Source organism: Pseudomonas sp. Yb2C2, from assembly GCF_052112325.1.
In the GTDB taxonomy this organism is placed as follows: domain Bacteria; phylum Pseudomonadota; class Gammaproteobacteria; order Pseudomonadales; family Pseudomonadaceae; genus Aquipseudomonas; species Aquipseudomonas marginalis.
Genome location: NZ_JAVAJK010000007.1, coordinates 267367 through 283342, shown reverse-complemented (window position 1 = coordinate 283342; position 15976 = coordinate 267367). Strand labels below are relative to the sequence as shown.

The 15976-nt window shown below is 60.2% G+C and carries 17 protein-coding genes; 7 read left to right on the top strand and 10 right to left on the bottom strand.

Features of this window, described 5'->3' with window-relative positions; translation table 11 throughout:
- Positions 1–37 precede the first annotated feature (37 nt).
- Positions 38–856, top strand: a complete 819-nt coding sequence (locus Q8X51_RS12710; protein ID WP_407693915.1) for a class I SAM-dependent methyltransferase — start codon at positions 38–40, stop codon at positions 854–856.
- Between the two features lie 39 nt (positions 857–895).
- On the opposite strand, the gene def is transcribed toward Q8X51_RS12710, so the two are convergent.
- The 3 genes from def to Q8X51_RS12695 form a co-directional block, all read right to left on the bottom strand.
- Entirely contained in the window at positions 896–1435 is a 540-nt protein-coding gene (def, locus tag Q8X51_RS12705; protein WP_027605605.1) for a peptide deformylase, read from the bottom strand.
- 3 nt (positions 1436–1438) lie between these two features.
- Positions 1439–2389 (bottom strand): YihY/virulence factor BrkB family protein, encoded by a 951-nt coding sequence (locus Q8X51_RS12700; protein WP_027605604.1) that lies wholly within the window; start codon positions 2387–2389, stop codon positions 1439–1441.
- Between the two features lie 166 nt (positions 2390–2555).
- Positions 2556–2741 carry a CsbD family protein gene (locus Q8X51_RS12695; RefSeq protein ID WP_016973106.1) on the bottom strand — a complete coding sequence of 62 codons (186 nt, stop codon included), beginning with the start codon at positions 2739–2741 and terminating at the stop codon, positions 2556–2558.
- A gap of 201 nt (positions 2742–2942) precedes the next feature.
- Here Q8X51_RS12695 and Q8X51_RS12690 point away from each other — a divergent pair, with 201 nt between their 5' ends.
- Complete coding sequence (locus tag Q8X51_RS12690) at positions 2943–3320, top strand: hypothetical protein (protein ID WP_027605603.1); 378 nt, start codon at positions 2943–2945, stop codon at positions 3318–3320.
- A gap of 55 nt (positions 3321–3375) precedes the next feature.
- Here the strand turns inward: Q8X51_RS12690 and fadD1 are convergent, their stop codons facing one another.
- Together fadD1 and fadD2 are read right to left on the bottom strand one after the other, a co-directional pair.
- Entirely contained in the window at positions 3376–5067 is a 1692-nt protein-coding gene (gene fadD1, locus Q8X51_RS12685) for a long-chain-fatty-acid--CoA ligase FadD1 (protein ID WP_027605602.1), read from the bottom strand.
- A 336-nt stretch (positions 5068–5403) separates the two neighbouring features.
- Complete coding sequence (gene fadD2, locus Q8X51_RS12680) at positions 5404–7092, bottom strand: long-chain-fatty-acid--CoA ligase FadD2 (RefSeq protein WP_065925283.1); 1689 nt, start codon at positions 7090–7092, stop codon at positions 5404–5406.
- 223 nt (positions 7093–7315) lie between these two features.
- On the opposite strand from fadD2, the gene Q8X51_RS12675 reads away from it, so the two are divergent.
- Positions 7316–8260 carry an alpha/beta hydrolase gene (locus Q8X51_RS12675; RefSeq protein ID WP_065925284.1) on the top strand — a complete coding sequence of 315 codons (945 nt, stop codon included), beginning with the start codon at positions 7316–7318 and terminating at the stop codon, positions 8258–8260.
- A gap of 57 nt (positions 8261–8317) precedes the next feature.
- A complete protein-coding gene (locus Q8X51_RS12670; RefSeq protein ID WP_003175719.1) occupies positions 8318–8788 on the top strand; it encodes a MaoC family dehydratase in 471 nt (156 codons plus the stop codon).
- Between the two features lie 146 nt (positions 8789–8934).
- Here Q8X51_RS12670 and Q8X51_RS12665 read toward each other — a convergent pair whose 3' ends face one another.
- Positions 8935–9402 (bottom strand): ferritin-like domain-containing protein, encoded by a 468-nt coding sequence (locus tag Q8X51_RS12665; RefSeq protein WP_032891010.1) that lies wholly within the window; start codon positions 9400–9402, stop codon positions 8935–8937.
- A gap of 207 nt (positions 9403–9609) precedes the next feature.
- Here Q8X51_RS12665 and Q8X51_RS12660 point away from each other — a divergent pair, with 207 nt between their 5' ends.
- Complete coding sequence (locus Q8X51_RS12660) at positions 9610–9846, top strand: DUF3820 family protein (protein ID WP_017139191.1); 237 nt, start codon at positions 9610–9612, stop codon at positions 9844–9846.
- A gap of 10 nt (positions 9847–9856) precedes the next feature.
- On the top strand, positions 9857–11032 hold the full coding sequence (locus tag Q8X51_RS12655; protein ID WP_407693914.1) for an aminotransferase class V-fold PLP-dependent enzyme: 1176 nt from the start codon (positions 9857–9859) through the stop codon (positions 11030–11032).
- Between the two features lie 101 nt (positions 11033–11133).
- On the opposite strand, the gene Q8X51_RS12650 is transcribed toward Q8X51_RS12655, so the two are convergent.
- The 3 genes from Q8X51_RS12650 to zwf are packed head-to-tail and all read right to left on the bottom strand — an operon-like array spanning position 11134 to position 13983.
- Complete coding sequence (locus tag Q8X51_RS12650; protein ID WP_407693913.1) at positions 11134–11799, bottom strand: bifunctional 4-hydroxy-2-oxoglutarate aldolase/2-dehydro-3-deoxy-phosphogluconate aldolase; 666 nt, start codon at positions 11797–11799, stop codon at positions 11134–11136.
- A 17-nt stretch (positions 11800–11816) separates the two neighbouring features.
- A complete protein-coding gene (gene pgl / locus Q8X51_RS12645; RefSeq protein WP_027605597.1) occupies positions 11817–12530 on the bottom strand; it encodes a 6-phosphogluconolactonase in 714 nt (237 codons plus the stop codon).
- Entirely contained in the window at positions 12517–13983 is a 1467-nt protein-coding gene (zwf, locus tag Q8X51_RS12640; protein ID WP_027605596.1) for a glucose-6-phosphate dehydrogenase, read from the bottom strand. The genes pgl and zwf overlap by 14 nt, the downstream gene beginning before the upstream one ends.
- A 219-nt stretch (positions 13984–14202) precedes the next feature.
- On the opposite strand from zwf, the gene Q8X51_RS12635 reads away from it, so the two are divergent.
- Entirely contained in the window at positions 14203–15063 is an 861-nt protein-coding gene (locus tag Q8X51_RS12635; protein WP_169898656.1) for a MurR/RpiR family transcriptional regulator, read from the top strand.
- Here Q8X51_RS12635 and Q8X51_RS12630 read toward each other — a convergent pair.
- Complete coding sequence (locus Q8X51_RS12630) at positions 15060–15905, bottom strand: D-hexose-6-phosphate mutarotase (RefSeq protein WP_074847514.1); 846 nt, start codon at positions 15903–15905, stop codon at positions 15060–15062. The genes Q8X51_RS12635 and Q8X51_RS12630 overlap by 4 nt on opposite strands.
- Positions 15906–15976: the final 71 nt, after the last annotated feature.

The following is a 15976-nucleotide window of genomic DNA, read 5'->3' as shown; positions in this document are numbered from 1 at the left end:
AGCCTCGGCGACACAGTGGCCCACTTTTCGGATGATCATGAAAGCGACCTTTGCAGCTCTGTCCCTTACCGCCCTCCTCGTTCCCACGTTCAGCCAGGCCGCCGACGCATCGATCAGCGCCCAGCAATACGCCAGCGTGTTGGCCGGCAACTGGCGCGACCCGGCCAACAGCGACCGCGACGGCTATCGCCACCCGCAGCAGACCTTGGAGTTCTTTGGCCTGCGCGCCAGGCAGACCGTGATCGAAATTACCCCAGGGGGCGGTTGGTACAGCGAACTACTGGCACCGTTGCTCAAGGAGCACGGGCATTACATCGCCGCCGTACAGGCGCCGAGCAGCAGCGCCTATGCACGCACGTCCGAAGAGAACCTGAAAAACAAATTCGCCGCCGACCCTACGCGCTATGCCAAGGCAGACGTGGTCGAGTTCGACCCCAAGGCACCGGTGTTCGGCAAACCTGCTTCGGCGGACGCCGTGCTGACGTTCCGCAATGTGCATAACTGGGTGCTGGCCGATACCGCCGAGGCCACGTTCCACGCGTTCTACACGGTGTTGAAACCGGGTGGCGTGCTGGGTGTGGAAGATCACCGGGCCAAGGACGGGGCCGAGCTGGAGGCGATCAAGGACAGCGGTTACCTGACCACCGCCCAGGTGGTGAAACTGGCCACCGACGCGGGGTTCAAGCTGGCAGGCCAGAGCGAGGTCAACGCCAACCCGAAGGACACCAAGGATTATCCCGCCGGCGTGTGGACGTTGCCGCCGACGTTGAAATTGGGGGAGCAGGACAAGGCAAAATATGTGGCGATTGGCGAGTCAGACCGGATGACGTTGCGGTTCGTCAAACCGGCCAAATAACCTGGTCCCGCCCACATTTTGTTCTCAACGGGTCGGCGATTACTCGTCAGCGGTTGGGTCCATGTCGGGAAACATCACTTCAATAAAGCCGAACTTGCTGAAGTCGGTAATGCGCGAGGGGTAAAGCCGGCCGATCAGGTGATCGCATTCATGCTGCACCACCCGCGCGTGGAAGCCATCGGCAAAACGTACGATCGGCTCGCCCTTCGGATCAAACCCCTCGTAGCGAATCTGCTGGTAACGGTCCACCGCACCACGCAGTCCGGGCACCGACAGGCAGCCTTCATAGCCTTCTTCCAGCACCGGGCTGAGCGGCGTGATCAACGGGTTGATCAGGATGGTCTGCGGCACCGGCGGCGCATCCGGGTAGCGCTCGCTGGCTTCGAACCCAAAGATCACCAGTTGCAGGTCGACGCCAATCTGCGGCGCGGCCAGGCCGACGCCGCCCACGTGCTCCATGGTCTGGAACATGTCGTCGATCAATTGCCACAGCTCGGGGCTGTCGAACATTTCCGGCGGTACCGGCGGGGCGATACGCAGCAGGCGTTCATCGCCCATTTTCAGGATTTCACGGATCATCGATCAGACTTCATCGGTAGTGGGTTTGGAGTGGTCGCGGCCGAGGCCGGAGACATGTTGTTTTTCGTGCGCGGGCGCGGGCTCATCGAAATCCTTTGCGCCTGGCTCCTTGCCTTCGGCCGACATGTGCTCGATCACGGCATTCATCTCCGCCCCCAGCAACAGCACGGCGGCGGAAATGTAGAAGTACAGGAGCAACACGATGATCGCACCGATGCTGCCATACATGGCGTTGTAGTCGGCGAAGGTTTTGACGTAGTAGCCAAAACCGAGGGAGGCGACGATCCACACCACCACCGCGAGCACCGAACCCGGGGTAATAAAGCGAAACTTCTGCTCGACGTCCGGCATCACGTAATACATGAGGGCCACGGCAAACATCAGCAGGATCACGATCAGCGGCCATCGCACGATGGTCCACAAGGTCACCACGAATTCCTGCATACCGATCTGGCCGGCCAGCCATTCCATCACCTGTGGGCCGAGCACCATCAGCGCGGCGGCGGCCAGCAGCATGCCGGCGATGCCGATGGTGTAGAAAACCGACAGCGGGAAACGCTTCCAGATCGGCCGGCCTTCCACGACGTCGTACGCGGCGTTCATGGCGCTCATCATCAGGCGCACGCCAGCGGAGGCGGTCCAGAGGGCAATCACGATACCCACCGAGAGCAGGCCACCCTTGGATTGCTGCAACTGGTCGATCACCGGGTTGACCTGCTCCAGGGCCTGGGGCGGCAACACCAGCTCCGATTGCAGGCGCAGCCAGGTGAAAAAGTCCGGCAGGTGCAGGAAACCGATCAGGGCGATAAGGAACAGCAGGAAGGGAAATAACGAAAACAGCATCTGGTAGGCCAGTGCCGAGGCGTAGGTGGACATCTCGTCATCGACGAATTCCTTGACGGTGCGCACCAGCACTGTGTGGAGCTTGAGACCATCGAGAACCGGAAAAATCATAGCGTCTCCTTTCGCCGCAAAAAGGGGGTCGTGGGCGACTCAGGGGCCGTTTTCTACATCAAGGTAGCCTATTTGGCGACCTTGAAACAATTTCGAAACTTTAATCACTGCATGTGACATAAAAACGGCCATCCGTGGATGGCCGTCGGGCTGCACGATGGCAGTCTTACTTGGTCGCTTTTTTCACCGCGTCCTTGGTGTCGCCCACGGCTTTTTCAACCTGGCCTTTCTTTTCCTGCACGACGCCTTCAGCGCGCAGTTTGTCGTTGCCGGTGACTTTGCCGACGCCTTGCTTGATGTTACCGACGGCTTCGTCTTTCAAACCTTTTGCCTTATCCGCTGTGCTGCCCATGGTATTTCTCCGAAAGAACAATCAAAGGGTTTTGGTCATTACGTAGAGATTGACCCAAGGCCGTTCGGCAGAGTTTCAATTATTTTTCGGTGAACATTTCATCGCCAACGACAGGTTTGGCTTTATGTTTTGCAGCCAACCCACGAGAATGCCCGGCACATTCAGGCTCCAACGCTGAATAACAGATCCCGTAGGAAGGTTATGAAACTCAATAAAGCACAGGCCATCGCCCGCAGAAACCAGGAACTGGGCGGTGCCGTACTCGGCGTCAATAACTGCCACTTCACCGACCTGGACCGCAAACGCAACATCTGGTGGTTCGATCTGCCGGTGGGGCGTATTGCCGTCGGCCAGTACGAGTGGATTCACCTGTTGATGCACAACGCCGAGACCGACCAGTTGCTGCACCTGAAGGTGCCGACCGTGTTCCTGCGTGAAAAGCTCGAGGGACTGGTGGTGCGCAACGCAGGCAAGCGCAAGCCGGAGATTACCCTGGAGCTGAGCGCGGATAAGGATTCGTTCTTGAAGGATGTGCGGCCGGCGGGTGCGGGTGTCAGCTTCGCGCAGTTCGCCGTGTAAGAACGCGGTCAAAAAAATGTGGGAGGGGACAAGCCCCTCCCACATTTGGATCGGATTACTTTTTAAGACCGAGTTTCTTCAACTCTTCATCGCGCAATTCGCGGCGCAGGATCTTGCCCACGTTGGTGGTCGGCAACGCATCGCGGAACTCCACGGCCTTTGGCACTTTGTAGCCGGTGACATTGGCGCGCATATGCTCCATGACCTGCTCCTTGGTCAGGGTGGCGCCCGGCTTGACCACGATGAAGAGCTTGATGTGTTCGCCGGACTTTTCATCCGGCACACCGATGGCCGCGCACTGCAGCACGCCCGGCAGGCCCGCCAGCACGTCTTCCAGCTCGTTGGGATACACGTTGAAACCGGAGACCAGGATCATGTCTTTCTTGCGATCGACGATGCGCATGTAGCCATCCGGCTGGATGATCGCGATGTCGCCGGTCTTCAGCCAGCCTTCGCTGTCGAGCATCTCGGCGGTGGCGTCTTCGCGCTGCCAGTAGCCCTTCATCACCTGCGGGCCCTTGACGCACAGTTCGCCGACTTCACCCAGGGCCAGCTCGACGCCGTCGTCGGTGATGACCTTGCACAGGGTCGACGGCACCGGAATGCCGATGGTACCGATCTGGATATGCTGGATCGGGTTCACCGTGGCCACGGGGCTGGTTTCGGTCATGCCGTAGCCTTCGCAGATGCCGCAACCGGTCACGGCTTTCCAACGCTCGGCCGCCGCCAGTTGCAGGGCCATGCCGCCCGACAGGGTGACTTTCAGCGCGGAGAAGTCCAGCTTGCGGAAGGCTTCGTTGTTGCACAGCGCCACGAACAGAGTGTTCAGGCCGACAAAGCCGCTGAACTTCCACTTCGACAGTTCCTTGACCATCGCCGGCAGGTCGCGCGGGTTGCTGATCAGGATGTTGTGGTTGCCGATCAGCATCATCGCCATGCAATGAAAGGTGAATGCATAGATGTGGTACAGCGGCAGCGGCGTGATCAGGATCTCGCAACCTTCATTGAGGTTGGAGCCCATCAGCGCCTTGCATTGCAACATGTTGGCGACCAGGTTGCGGTGGGTGAGCATCGCGCCCTTGGCCACGCCGGTGGTGCCACCGGTGTATTGCAATACGGCCACATCGCCGCTGGCCGGGCAGACTTCGTTGACCGCTTGCCCCTGGCCCTTGGCGAGTACGTCGTTGAACTTGATCGCCTTGGGCAAGTGATAGGCCGGGACCATTTTCTTCACGTACTTGATGACGCTGTTGATCAGCAGGCGCTTGAGCGGCGGCAACAGGTCGGCGACTTCGGTGACGATCACATGCTTGACGGCGGTCTTGGGCACGACCTTTTCCGCCAGGTGGGCCATGTTGGCCAGGCAGACCAGCGCCTTGGCGCCGGAATCATTGAATTGGTGTTCCATTTCCCGCGCGGTGTACAGCGGGTTGGTGTTGACCACGATCAGGCCGGCACGGATGGCACCGAACACGGCGACCGGGTATTGCAGGACATTGGGCAACTGCACGGCAATGCGATCGCCGGGCTTCAAGTCGGTATGCTGTTGCAGGTACGCGGCGAAGGCGCCGGACAGTTCGTACAATTCACCGTAGGTGATCGTCTTGCCCAGGTTGCTGAAGGCCGGTTTGTTGGCGAAGCGCTGGCAGGACTGCTTCAATACCGCCTGAATATTCGGATACTCGTCTGGATTGATTTCTGCAGCAATCCCGGCGGGGTACTTATCCTTCCAAAAGTCTTCGTGCATGGAAGCCCACTCCTCAGCGACGCGAATTCATCATCGCATTTGATGCGATTATTATTGGTGTATGTTTTTTTTGGTGAATCTGGCGCTTTCAAGCAGGCCTAGACGTCACAAAGCGCGCCGAGAGTAGCAGCTTTGCCAAGGGCCGACTAGAGCCTAAAGAGGGCCCCGCAGTCATAATCACGACTGTCCTACAATATTTGGTCACACTTTAAACAGAAGTGAAATACCTTGATGAAAGGCTCTGGAATAAGGCCTTCAGGACGACGCACGACAAATGTGGGAGGGGGCAAGTCGAATCGTCGCACCGCCCCTCCCACATTTTTACCGCATCTCACATCAGGCGATGTCGCGTAGTTCCCTGCGCAGGATCTTCCCTACCGGCGTCATCGGTAACGAGTCGCGCAACACAATGTGCTTGGGCACCTTGTAACCCGTGAAGTTGGTCTTGCAGTACGCCTTCAACTCCTCAAGGCTCACCCCTTCTGCACGCGCCACCACGAACAGCTTCACCGCCTCCCCCGTGCGCTCGTCCGGCACGCCGATCACCGCGCAGTTGGCCACGGCCGGATGGGCCATCACCACGTCCTCGATTTCGTTGGGGTATACATTGAAACCCGAGACGATGATCAAATCCTTCTTGCGGTCGACAATGCGCACAAACCCATCTTCGTCGATCACCGCGATGTCACCGGTCTTCAGCCAGCCTTCGGCGTCCAGGGCCTCAGCAGTGGCCGCCGGTTGCTGCCAGTAGCCCTTCATCACCTGCGGGCCCTTGATGCACAACTCACCGCGCTCGCCCAGGGGCAGCTCGGTGCCTTCGTCATCAATTACCTTCATCGCCGTGGCGGGCACCGGGATGCCCACGGTCCCCAGGCGTGATTTCTTGCCGTAGGGGTTGGTGCTGGCCACCGGCGAGGTTTCCGTCAGGCCATAGCCCTCGCCGATCGAGCAGCCGGTGATCTGCTCCCAGCGTTCGGCCGTAGCCTTGATCAGGGCCGTACCGCCGGAGTTGGTGAGCTTGAGGTGGGAGAAATCCAGGTTCTTGAACTCCGGGTGGTCCATCAACGCCACAAACAGCGTGTTGAGCCCCAGCAGCCCGGTAAAGCGCCACTTTTTCAGCTCCTTGATAAACCCACCGATGTCCCTGGGGTTGGTGATCAGTACGTTGTGGTTACCCGAGACCATCATGCACATGCAGTTCGCGGTGAAGGCATAGATATGGTACAGCGGCAGCGGCGCGATCATCACCTCCTGCCCTTCCTTGATCAGCGGGTGGCCGTCGTCGCCCACCTGGGACATGCACGCGCGCGCCTGTTGCATGTTCGCCACCAGGTTGCCATGGGTGAGCATCGCGCCCTTGGCCAGGCCGGTGGTGCCGCCGGTGTATTGCAGCACGGCAATATCGTCCAGGTTCACCGGATGGCGCGTCACGCCGAGGCCCGCGCCCATGCGCAGGGCGCGCTTGAACGACACCGCACGCGGCAGGTGGTAGGCCGGGACCATCTTCTTGACCTTGTCGACCACGGTGTTGACCAGCCAGCCTCTGGCAGCGGGCATGAAGTCGCCCATCCTGGCTTCGATCAGGTAGTCGATCTCGGTGTCGGTGCACACGTCCTGCACCCGCGAACCGAACAGGTTGAGGTAGACCAGGGCACGCACGCCGGCGTCCTTGAACTGGTGGCGCATCTCGCGCGGGGTGTAGAGCGGGTTGGTGTTGACCACGATCAGCCCGGCGCGCAGTGCGCCGAACACGGCGATCGGGTAGTGCAGCACGTTGGGCATCTGTACGGCGATGCGCTCGCCGGGCTTGAGGTCGGTGTGCTGCTGCAGGTAGCCGGCGAACGCCGCACTCTGGCGCTCAAGCTCGGCGTAGGTCAGGGTGACACCCATGTTGCTGAATGCCGGACGGTCGGCAAAGGCCTTGCACGAGCGCTCGAAGACTTCGATTACCGACTTGTAGGCCGACAGGTCGATGTCATTGGGAACGCCCGCCGCGCGTTTGTCATTCCAGAAATCAGGTTGCATTATTCTTGTCCCCTTACCTGAAGGTGTCCGGCCGCTTTTATAGAAAGCGGAGCTTGGGGGACGTTAGCAGCTATGGCCAAACAGGCAAATACAGCAAATTGCGTCATTGATTGTATGAATCTTGTCCCTGATGCGCAGGCAGATACCCCGTCGCCTGACAGATGAGCTATACACTGCAACAACGTCGAGCAGACCTTGAGCAGACCTTGAGAAAGGGAACCCCATGAACCACAGCACCTTCTGGCTGACCGCGAATGACCGCAGCCGCCTGTACGTCAATCATTGGATGCCCGACGGCCCGGCCAAGGCGGTGGTCATGCTGTCCCACGGCATGGCGGAGCACAGCGGGCGCTATGCGCGGCTGGCCGAAGCCTTGTGCAGTGCAGGCTATGGCGTGTATGCGCCGGACCAGCGTGGCCACGGCCGCACCGCCGACGAAGGTACGCTGGGCCTGTATGCCGAAAAGGATGGCTGGAACAAAGTGGTCGGCGACCTGGCCAGCCTCAACCAGCACATCGGCCAGCAGCAGCCGGGGCTGCCGATCATTTTGCTGGGCCACAGCATGGGCAGCTATATCGCCCAGGCCTACCTGCTGCACCACAGCGCCAGCCTGCATGGAGCGATTCTCAGCGGTTCGAATTTCCAGCCCGTGGCGCTGTACCGCGCCGCACGGCTGATCGCTCGCGCCGAACGCCTGCGCCAGGGTGTGCGCGGGCGCAGTGCGTTGATCGAGTTCCTGTCGTTCGGCTCGTTCAACAAGGCATTCAAGCCCACTCGCACCGCGTTCGACTGGCTCAGCCGTGACCCGAACGAAGTCGACAAATACATCAACGATCCACTCTGCGGCTTCCGCTGTACCAACCAACTATGGATCGATCTGCTCGGCGGCTTGCAGCAAATCAGCAAAGCGTCCAATCTCGCCCAGATCGATCCGGGCCTGCCGATCCTGGTGATGGGCGGCGAATGTGATCCGGTCAGTGAGGGCAAGCGTCTCAAAAGCCTGGCCCATGCCCTGCGTGAGGCCGGCAGCCAGCACCTGCAACTGAATATCTACCCGCAGGCGCGTCACGAAGTGTTCAACGAAACCAATCGCGACGAAGTCACCGCCGATGTGCTGACGTGGCTCGACCAGGCCCTGACCTTGCGCAGGCCGGCCCACTGCGAATAAATTTACGTTTAAAATCAGATAGTTAAATTACCGATTAGCCACAGGATGCACCTTTAGATGACCCAGGTAACCAACACCCCGTACGAAGCCCTTGAAGTCGGCCAGACCGCCAGCTACAGCAAGACCGTCGAAGAGCGTGATATCCAGCTGTTTGCCGCCATGTCCGGCGACCACAACCCGGTACACCTGGATGCCGAATACGCCAAGGCGACCATGTTCAAGGAGCGTATCGCCCACGGTATGTTCAGCGGCGCCCTGATCAGCGCGGCCGTTGCGTGTGAGCTGCCCGGGCCGGGCACTATCTATATCGGCCAGCAGATGAGCTTCCAGAAGCCGGTGAAAATCGGCGATACCCTGACCGTGCGCCTGGAAATCCTCGAGAAGCTGCCGAAGTTTCGCGTACGCATTGCCACCCGTGTGTTCAACCAGCGCGATGAGCTGGTCGTGGATGGCGAGGCGGAAATTCTTGCACCACGCAAGCAGCAGGTCGTGACCTTGACCGAGTTGCCGCCGATCAGCATCGGCTGAGTACGGTTTTCAAGGCCAACACCCTGCAAATGTGGGAGGGGGCTGCCCCCGATGGCGGTGTGTCAGTCATTGAAATATCGACTGATCCACCGCTATCGGGAGCAAGCCCCCTCCCACATGTCTTACACAGCAGCGCTTAGGAGCGCTTACGACTGAGCGCGAGCCTGGTTACGCAGGGCTTTTACCTGGTCGTGATTGCGTTGCACGCCGTGGTACTGACGCTCAACCAGGTCACGAATGCCCAGCAGGTTGTGCTTGTTGATCTTCTCGATGGCTTCTTTATAAGCCTTCAGTGCGTGATCTTCGCCGCGCTCGGCTTCGTTCAGCACAGCCTCTTCGTCCTTACCGGTCACCATCGACTTCACGTCGACCCAGCCACGGTGCAGGGCGCCGGCTACGCTGCCGGAGTCTTCCGGATCACCGCCCAGGGCACGCACGGCGGTCTTCAATTCGGCGGCGGCGGTAGCGCAGTCAGCGGAGCGCTTGGCAAACAGCGCCTTGAGTTCCGGATGCTTGATGTCTTCTGCGCATTCCTTGAAGCCTTTCTGGCCGTCGATGCTGGTCTCGATCAGGTCGTTCAGTACGGAGATCGATTCTTTGTTGATGTCAGTCATTTTTCAATTCCTTAGGCAGGTGAAGAAGGGTTGCCTTAATGATTGCAGCGCTCGTGCCAGGTTTTGAAAAATTACTTTTATGTTTATTTTCAATCACTTAAAAATATTTGAACCATCTGTATGTACGTTATTTGCATGATCTGTCATTTGGCCTTCATGCAGAATGCCTGTATTTTCGAAGACCTCGCCTCACTCAATACGAAACCCATGAATCCCGAAAAACTCGAACTGCTGATCACCCGCGAAATGCCCTTCGGCAAGTACAAGGGCCGGATCATCGCCGACCTGCCGGGTCCCTACCTGAACTGGTTCGCCCGCGAAGGCTTTCCCCACGGCGAACTGGGTGGGTTGCTGGCATTGATGCAGGAAATCGACCACAACGGCTTGTCTGAATTGTTGGAACCGCTGCGCGTTAAACACGGCAAACCCGCCCCCCGCCATTAAGAGACTCGCCATGCCAAGGAATGCTGACAACGAACCTCACTGGCAGGCCATCGCCCAGCGCTATGCGCTGGAGCCCGGCCCGATCAACCTGGAGAACGGCTACTTCGGGCGTATGAGCCGCGAGGTGCAGGCGCAGTACCTGGAGCATGTGGCGTTTATCAACCGCAGCAACTCGCTGTATGTGCGCCAGCGCTTCGAGCAAGGTGAAAACGTCGAGATCCGTCGCCAACTCGCAGGCCTGATCGACGTCGACCCCGAGGCAGTCGCCTTTACCCGCAACGCCACCGAAGCCTTGCAGTCGCTGATCCGCAACTACAACCGCCTGCAACCCGGCGATCAGGTGCTGATCAGCGACCTGGAGTACGACACGGTCAAAGGCGCGATGCGCTGGTTGGCGGGGGTTCGCGGTGTGGAGGTGATAGAACTGTCCCACACCCACCCGGCCAGTTTCGACAGCCTGGTGCAGACCTATCGCGATGCGTTCGCCCAATACCCGCGCCTGAAGCTCATGGCACTGACCCATGTGACCCACCGCACCGGCCTGGTGATGCCCGTAGAGGCCATCGCCAAGGCTGCGCGTGAGCATGCCATCGACGTGATCCTCGACGGCGCCCATGCACTGGGCCAGATCGAGCTCAACCTCGCCGAACTGGGCATTGCGTTCGCCGGCTTCAACCTGCACAAATGGATCGGCGCGCCGCTGACCCTGGGGTTCCTCTATATCGCCCCCGAACGCCTGGCAGATATTGATCCGGACATGGGCGAGTTCCACTACCCCGCCACCGACGTGCGGGCGCGTACGTCGTACAGCACGCCGAACTTTCCGGCACTGATGACCTTGCCGCTGGTACTGCAAGAACATCGCGCGCTGGGTGGCGCGGCGGCCAAGGGCGCGCGGATCAATTACCTGCGGGATTTATGGGTGAGACAGGTGCGACCGTTGCCGGGGATCGAGGTGCTGACGCCGGACGATCCACGGCTGTATTGCGGGATTACGGCGTTCAAGTTCAGCGGGCGGGATCAGCAGGTGATGGTGGATCGCATGCTCAAGGACTATGGGCTGTTCACTACTACGCGCACCGGTGCGGCGTTTGGTACCTGTATCCGCGTGACACCGGGGTTGCTGACGTCGGCGGAGGACATCAATGTCCTGGTCAATGCCATTACCGAGCTAAGCAGAGATTAAAAGTGGGCCTCAGGTTTTTACCGGCAAAAAAAAGCGGTACACCGACCAAGTGCACCGCAAAAATGCCGTTAAGCACAGCAACAACGATTCGATGAATCAGATCAATCCAGCAGCGCCAGCGCCTGCGCGGTGACTTCCTGGATGCGGGCCCAGTCGCCGTTCTTGACCCACTCCGGGTCAAGCATCCAGCTGCCGCCCACGCACATCACGTTTTTCAACGCCATGTAGTTTTTGATATTGGCCGGGCCGACGCCGCCGGTCGGGCAGAATTTCACTTCGCCGAACGGGCCGCCCAAGGCCTTGATCGCGGCGACACCACCGCTGACTTCGGCCGGGAACAGTTTGAAGCGACGGTAGCCCAGGCCGTAGCCTTCCATGATGCCGGAGGCGTTGCTGATGCCTGGCAGCAGCGGGATCGGGCTGTGCACCGAGGCTTCCAGCAGGTCACGGGTGATGCCGGGGGTGACGATAAATTGCGAACCGGCGACTTCCGCCGCTTCAAGCATGTGGCGGTCGAGTACGGTGCCGGCGCCGGTGCACAGTTCAGGCCGCTGCTCACGCAGCACCTGAATGGCCTTGAAGCCGAACTCGGAACGCAAGGTCACTTCCAATGCGGTCAAACCACCGGCTGCCAGGGCATCGGCCAGCGGCAGGATGTCCTGCTCGCGGGCAATGGTGATCACCGGCAGGATCCGCGCCTTGGCGCAGAGGCTGTCGATCAGGGCAACTTTATCCGCCATGGACACGGTCGGTTGAGGGCTTTTCATAGCGGCTGATCCTTGGCTCATGGGCACCAGTAAATCTCTAAAGTAGGTTGCAAAAACGCGCGAATCGGCATGGCAGCGACGTCGTCACTGGCCAGCGCGGCGCTCAAGGTGGTCAATTTCGAACTGCCGGAAATCGACAGCGCGGTGTAGTGGGCCGTGGCCAGCAATGCGCGACTCATGGTCAGGCGCTGGTGCGGCACGGTCGGCGCCAGCATCGGCCAGCAACGGCGGGTACCGTCGGCCTGCAGTGCAGCGGCGAGGTTCGGGCTGTTGGGAAACAGCGATGCGGTGTGGCCGTCATCGCCCATGCCCAGCACCAGCACATCAATGGCCGGCAACTCGGCCAGCAGGCGATCGGCCTGCTCGGCAGCGTCTTCAAGGTTGGCGGCGGCGCTGTACAGGCTGAGGAACCTGGCCTTGGCCGCCGGGCCTTGCAACAGGTGCTGCTTCAACAGGCCGGCATTGCTGTCGGCGTGTTCCACCGGCACCCAGCGCTCATCGGCCAGGGTGATGGTGACCTTGGACCAGTCCAGGCCTTGCTTGGCCAGGTTCTGGAAAAACGCCACGGGGCTGCGGCCACCGGACACCACCAGGGTCGCTTCGCCACGGGCACTGATGGCCGCGCGCAGTTGTTCGGCCACGTCGTTGGCCAGGCCGTCCGCCAGCAGCACAGGCGTGCGGTACTCGTGGGCAGTCACGCCCCGAGGCAGTTTCAATTCAGATATCGCCATACCAAGACCTCCCATCCCGCGTGATCAGTGCAATCGAGCTCATCGGCCCCCAGGACCCCGCCGCATACGGCTTGGGCGCATCACCGGATTTTTTCCACCCGGCGATCAACTGGTCACACCACTTCCACGCGGCTTCGATTTCATCTTTGCGAACAAACAGGTTCTGATTGCCGCGCATCACTTCCAGCAGCAAACGCTCGTAGGCATCGGGGATGCGCGCGCTGCGATAGGTGTCGGAAAAATTCAATTGCAGTGGCCCGCTGCGCAGTTGCATGCCCTTGTCCAGGCCCTGCTCCTTGGTCATCACGCGCAGGGAAATACCTTCGTCCGGCTGCAGGCGGATGATCAGCTTGTTGCTGATCTGCAGGCGCTGTTCGGGGGCGAAGATGTAGTGGGACGGTTCCTTGAAATGGATGACGATCTGCGACAGCTTCTGCGGCATGCGCTTGCCGGTGCGCAGGTAGAACGGCACCCCGGCCCAACGCCAGTTACGAATATCGGCGCGCAGGGCGACGAAGGTTTCGGTGTCGCTCTGGGTGTTGGAGTTCTCTTCTTCCAGGTAACCGGGCACCGGCTTGCCGGCGCTGTAGCCGGCGATGTACTGGCCACGCACCACTTGAGTGGTAAGGCCATCCGGGCTGATCGGCGCCAGGGCCTTGAGCACCTTGACCTTCTCGTCACGGATGCTGTCGGCGGACAGGTCGGCCGGCGGGTCCATGGCGATCAGGCAAAGCAGTTGCAGCAGGTGGTTCTGGATCATGTCGCGCAGCTGGCCGGCCTTGTCGAAATAGCCCCAACGGCCTTCGATACCGACCTGCTCGGCCACGGTGATTTCCACGTGGGAGATGTAGTTCTGGTTCCACTGGGTTTCGAACAGACTGTTGGCGAAACGCAGGGCGATCAGGTTCTGGACGGTCTCTTTGCCCAGGTAGTGGTCGATACGATAGGTGCGGTTTTCCGGGAAGAACTGCGCCACGGCGTCGTTGACCTTGCGCGAGGATTCCAGGTCCGAACCGATGGGTTTCTCCAGCACGACGCGGGTGTTTTCCGCCAGGCCGACCTTGGACAGGTTCTCGCAGATCGCACCGTACACCGCCGCAGGCGTGGCGAAGTAGGCAATCAGGCGTTGCTCGGTGCCGGCCTTTTCCGCCAGGGCCACGTAGTCATCGGCTTTCATGAAGTCGACGTGGACATAGGTCAGGCGCGCCAGGAAGCGCTGGGCGATGCTCTCGTCCAGTTCCTTGCCGACGTATTTACGCAATTCTTTTTCGATATGGGCCAGGTGTTGCTGCTCGGAACCGGCTTCCCGGGCCAGGGCCAGGATACGGGTATCGTCGTGCAGCAGCCCGGCGCCATCGAGTTGATAGAGGGCAGGAAATAACTTGCGCAGCGCCAGATCACCCAAGGCGCCAAACAGGGCAAAGGTGCAGGGTTCTACGGTTATCGAAGGCATGATGTTTGTTCTTTTATCAAGTTAAGCTACAAATACCTTTTTTCAAGGCATCACTCAAGGAAAAATGTAGTAATAACCACAACATTTTCCGGAAATACGCATTCCGAGTGGTGGTGTTCAGCTACCCTCAGTAGGATAGGCCACCGCAAAAGGCCACTCGTCGATTGGTTGCCACCCTTTATTTGCATCGTCGCCCGAAGGAAAGACTGAATGGACCGCGTGCGAAATCTTCTGGAACAGATCCGGAACCGCCTCGAAGAATTGAACAAGGCTGAGAAAAAAGTGGCCGAGGTCATCCTGCTCAACCCGCAGCAGGCGACCCGCTTCTCCATCGCAGCCCTTGCCCAGGCCGCCTCGGTCAGTGAACCGACGGTCAACCGTTTCTGCCGTTCGTTCGGCGTCAGCGGTTACCCTGAACTTAAATTGCAGTTGGCGCAAAGCCTGGCCAGTGGCGCAGCGTATGTCAGCCGCGCCGTGGAGGCCGATGATAACCCCGAGGCCTACACCCAGAAGATCTTTGGCAGCGCCATCGCCTCACTGGATGCCGCCTGCCAGGCCCTGGACCCGGCCCTGATCAGCAAGGCCGTGGACCTGTTGATCCAGGCGCGGCAGATCCACTTCTTCGGCCTGGGCGCTTCGGCCCCGGTGGCCATGGACGCGCTGCACAAGTTTTTCCGCTTCAACCTGGCGGTCACCGCCCACGCCGACGTGCTGATGCAACGCATGATCGCCTCGGTGGCCCACACGGGCGAGCTGTTCGTGATTATTTCCTACACCGGGCGCACCCGTGAGCTGGTGGAAGTGGCGCGTATCGCCCGGGAAAACGGTGCGTCGGTGCTGGGCGTAACCGCCGAGAACTCGCCGCTGGCCAAGGCCAGTACCGTAAGCCTGAACATTCCACTGCCCGAAGACACCGACATCTATATGCCGATGACCTCACGGATCATTCAGTTGACGGTGCTGGATGTGCTGGCGACCGGTATGACCTTGCGCCGTGGAGTGGATTTCCAGCCGCATTTGCGCAAGATCAAAGAGAGCTTGAATGACAGCCGGTATCCGGTGGGGGATGAGTTCAACTAAGCCCCTGCCCGCGCCTGCAAACTGAGATGCGCCCTCTCCCCCGGCGCCAGACTCGCCCCGGCCATCGCCGACTCCACGCACACAAACCCCGACGCTTCGTTGAAGCTCACCCCCAGCAGCGGCCGGCTGCCGGGATGCCATACGACGGTGTCGGCGCTGTCGCCGGTATCAATGCACAATTCACGCTGCCAGGCGTGATCCTTGAGGTGCAGTTCGCCATCGTGCTGGAACACCCGCTGGCAGCCGCCATCAACCCTTAGTTCGCCTTCCTGCTGGCACGCCTGGCGATTGAGCTGGTCGTAACCGTGCGCGCCGTCGAGCCCAGACAGCGCTATCTCATCAACGTGACCAATACGCCAGTAAGCGTGCAAAGCATGGCTCAACTGGCACGGCAACTCGTCCTGGTGCTCGGTGCTCAGGCGCAGTTCCAGGGTGTCGCCCAGGTGCGCGTGCAGGTCGACCTGCCAGTCGCACAGCTGCAATTGCCAGTGCAGGCGCACGCCGTCGTCGTCGCTGCTGCTGTCGAGCAGTTTCCAGTCGATCAACCGCGCCCAACCATGGGACGGCCACGCGTTTTCGCACGGATGGCGGCCATACCACGGCCAGCACACCGGCACGCCGCCACGGATGGCGCCGACTTGCGGCCACTTGGCCGCACACCACAGCCAGGGTTTCTGGCCACGGGGCTGAAAGTGCAACAGTTGCGCGCCCTGGCGACTGAACACCGCCTGGCACAGCGGATGGTCGATCACCAACACGTCGCGCATCTGAAAGCGCTCCCAGGCGAACACCGGACGCTCGCGCAGGGATTTGAAAAAGCGTTGCAGCGGTTGCTCATGCATGTGCCACGGTCCCAAATATCACAGTGCCACCCAAAAAAAAGCGGATAGCCATGGCTACCCGCAAAATGCGC

What these genes read in the sequence shown, in the direction of transcription:
- Q8X51_RS12675 (WP_065925284.1), top strand. Translation starts at nt 7,316, where the DNA reads ATGAACCACAGCACCTTCTGGCTGACCGCGAATGACCGCAGCCGCCTG.
- Q8X51_RS12655 (WP_407693914.1), top strand. Translation starts at nt 9,857, where the DNA reads ATGCCAAGGAATGCTGACAACGAACCTCACTGGCAGGCCATCGCCCAG.
- Q8X51_RS12695 (WP_016973106.1), bottom strand. Translation starts at nt 2,741, where the DNA reads ATGGGCAGCACAGCGGATAAGGCAAAAGGTTTGAAAGACGAAGCCGTC.
- fadD1 (WP_027605602.1), bottom strand. Translation starts at nt 5,067, where the DNA reads ATGCACGAAGACTTTTGGAAGGATAAGTACCCCGCCGGGATTGCTGCA.
- pgl (WP_027605597.1), bottom strand. Translation starts at nt 12,530, where the DNA reads ATGGCGATATCTGAATTGAAACTGCCTCGGGGCGTGACTGCCCACGAG.
- Q8X51_RS12690 (WP_027605603.1), top strand. Translation starts at nt 2,943, where the DNA reads ATGAAACTCAATAAAGCACAGGCCATCGCCCGCAGAAACCAGGAACTG.
- Q8X51_RS12670 (WP_003175719.1), top strand. Translation starts at nt 8,318, where the DNA reads ATGACCCAGGTAACCAACACCCCGTACGAAGCCCTTGAAGTCGGCCAG.
- Q8X51_RS12710 (WP_407693915.1), top strand. Translation starts at nt 38, where the DNA reads ATGAAAGCGACCTTTGCAGCTCTGTCCCTTACCGCCCTCCTCGTTCCC.
- Q8X51_RS12630 (WP_074847514.1), bottom strand. Translation starts at nt 15,905, where the DNA reads ATGCATGAGCAACCGCTGCAACGCTTTTTCAAATCCCTGCGCGAGCGT.
- def (WP_027605605.1), bottom strand. Translation starts at nt 1,435, where the DNA reads ATGATCCGTGAAATCCTGAAAATGGGCGATGAACGCCTGCTGCGTATC.
- zwf (WP_027605596.1), bottom strand. Translation starts at nt 13,983, where the DNA reads ATGCCTTCGATAACCGTAGAACCCTGCACCTTTGCCCTGTTTGGCGCC.
- Q8X51_RS12665 (WP_032891010.1), bottom strand. Translation starts at nt 9,402, where the DNA reads ATGACTGACATCAACAAAGAATCGATCTCCGTACTGAACGACCTGATC.
- Q8X51_RS12650 (WP_407693913.1), bottom strand. Translation starts at nt 11,799, where the DNA reads ATGAAAAGCCCTCAACCGACCGTGTCCATGGCGGATAAAGTTGCCCTG.
- Q8X51_RS12700 (WP_027605604.1), bottom strand. Translation starts at nt 2,389, where the DNA reads ATGATTTTTCCGGTTCTCGATGGTCTCAAGCTCCACACAGTGCTGGTG.
- fadD2 (WP_065925283.1), bottom strand. Translation starts at nt 7,092, where the DNA reads ATGCAACCTGATTTCTGGAATGACAAACGCGCGGCGGGCGTTCCCAAT.
- Q8X51_RS12660 (WP_017139191.1), top strand. Translation starts at nt 9,610, where the DNA reads ATGAATCCCGAAAAACTCGAACTGCTGATCACCCGCGAAATGCCCTTC.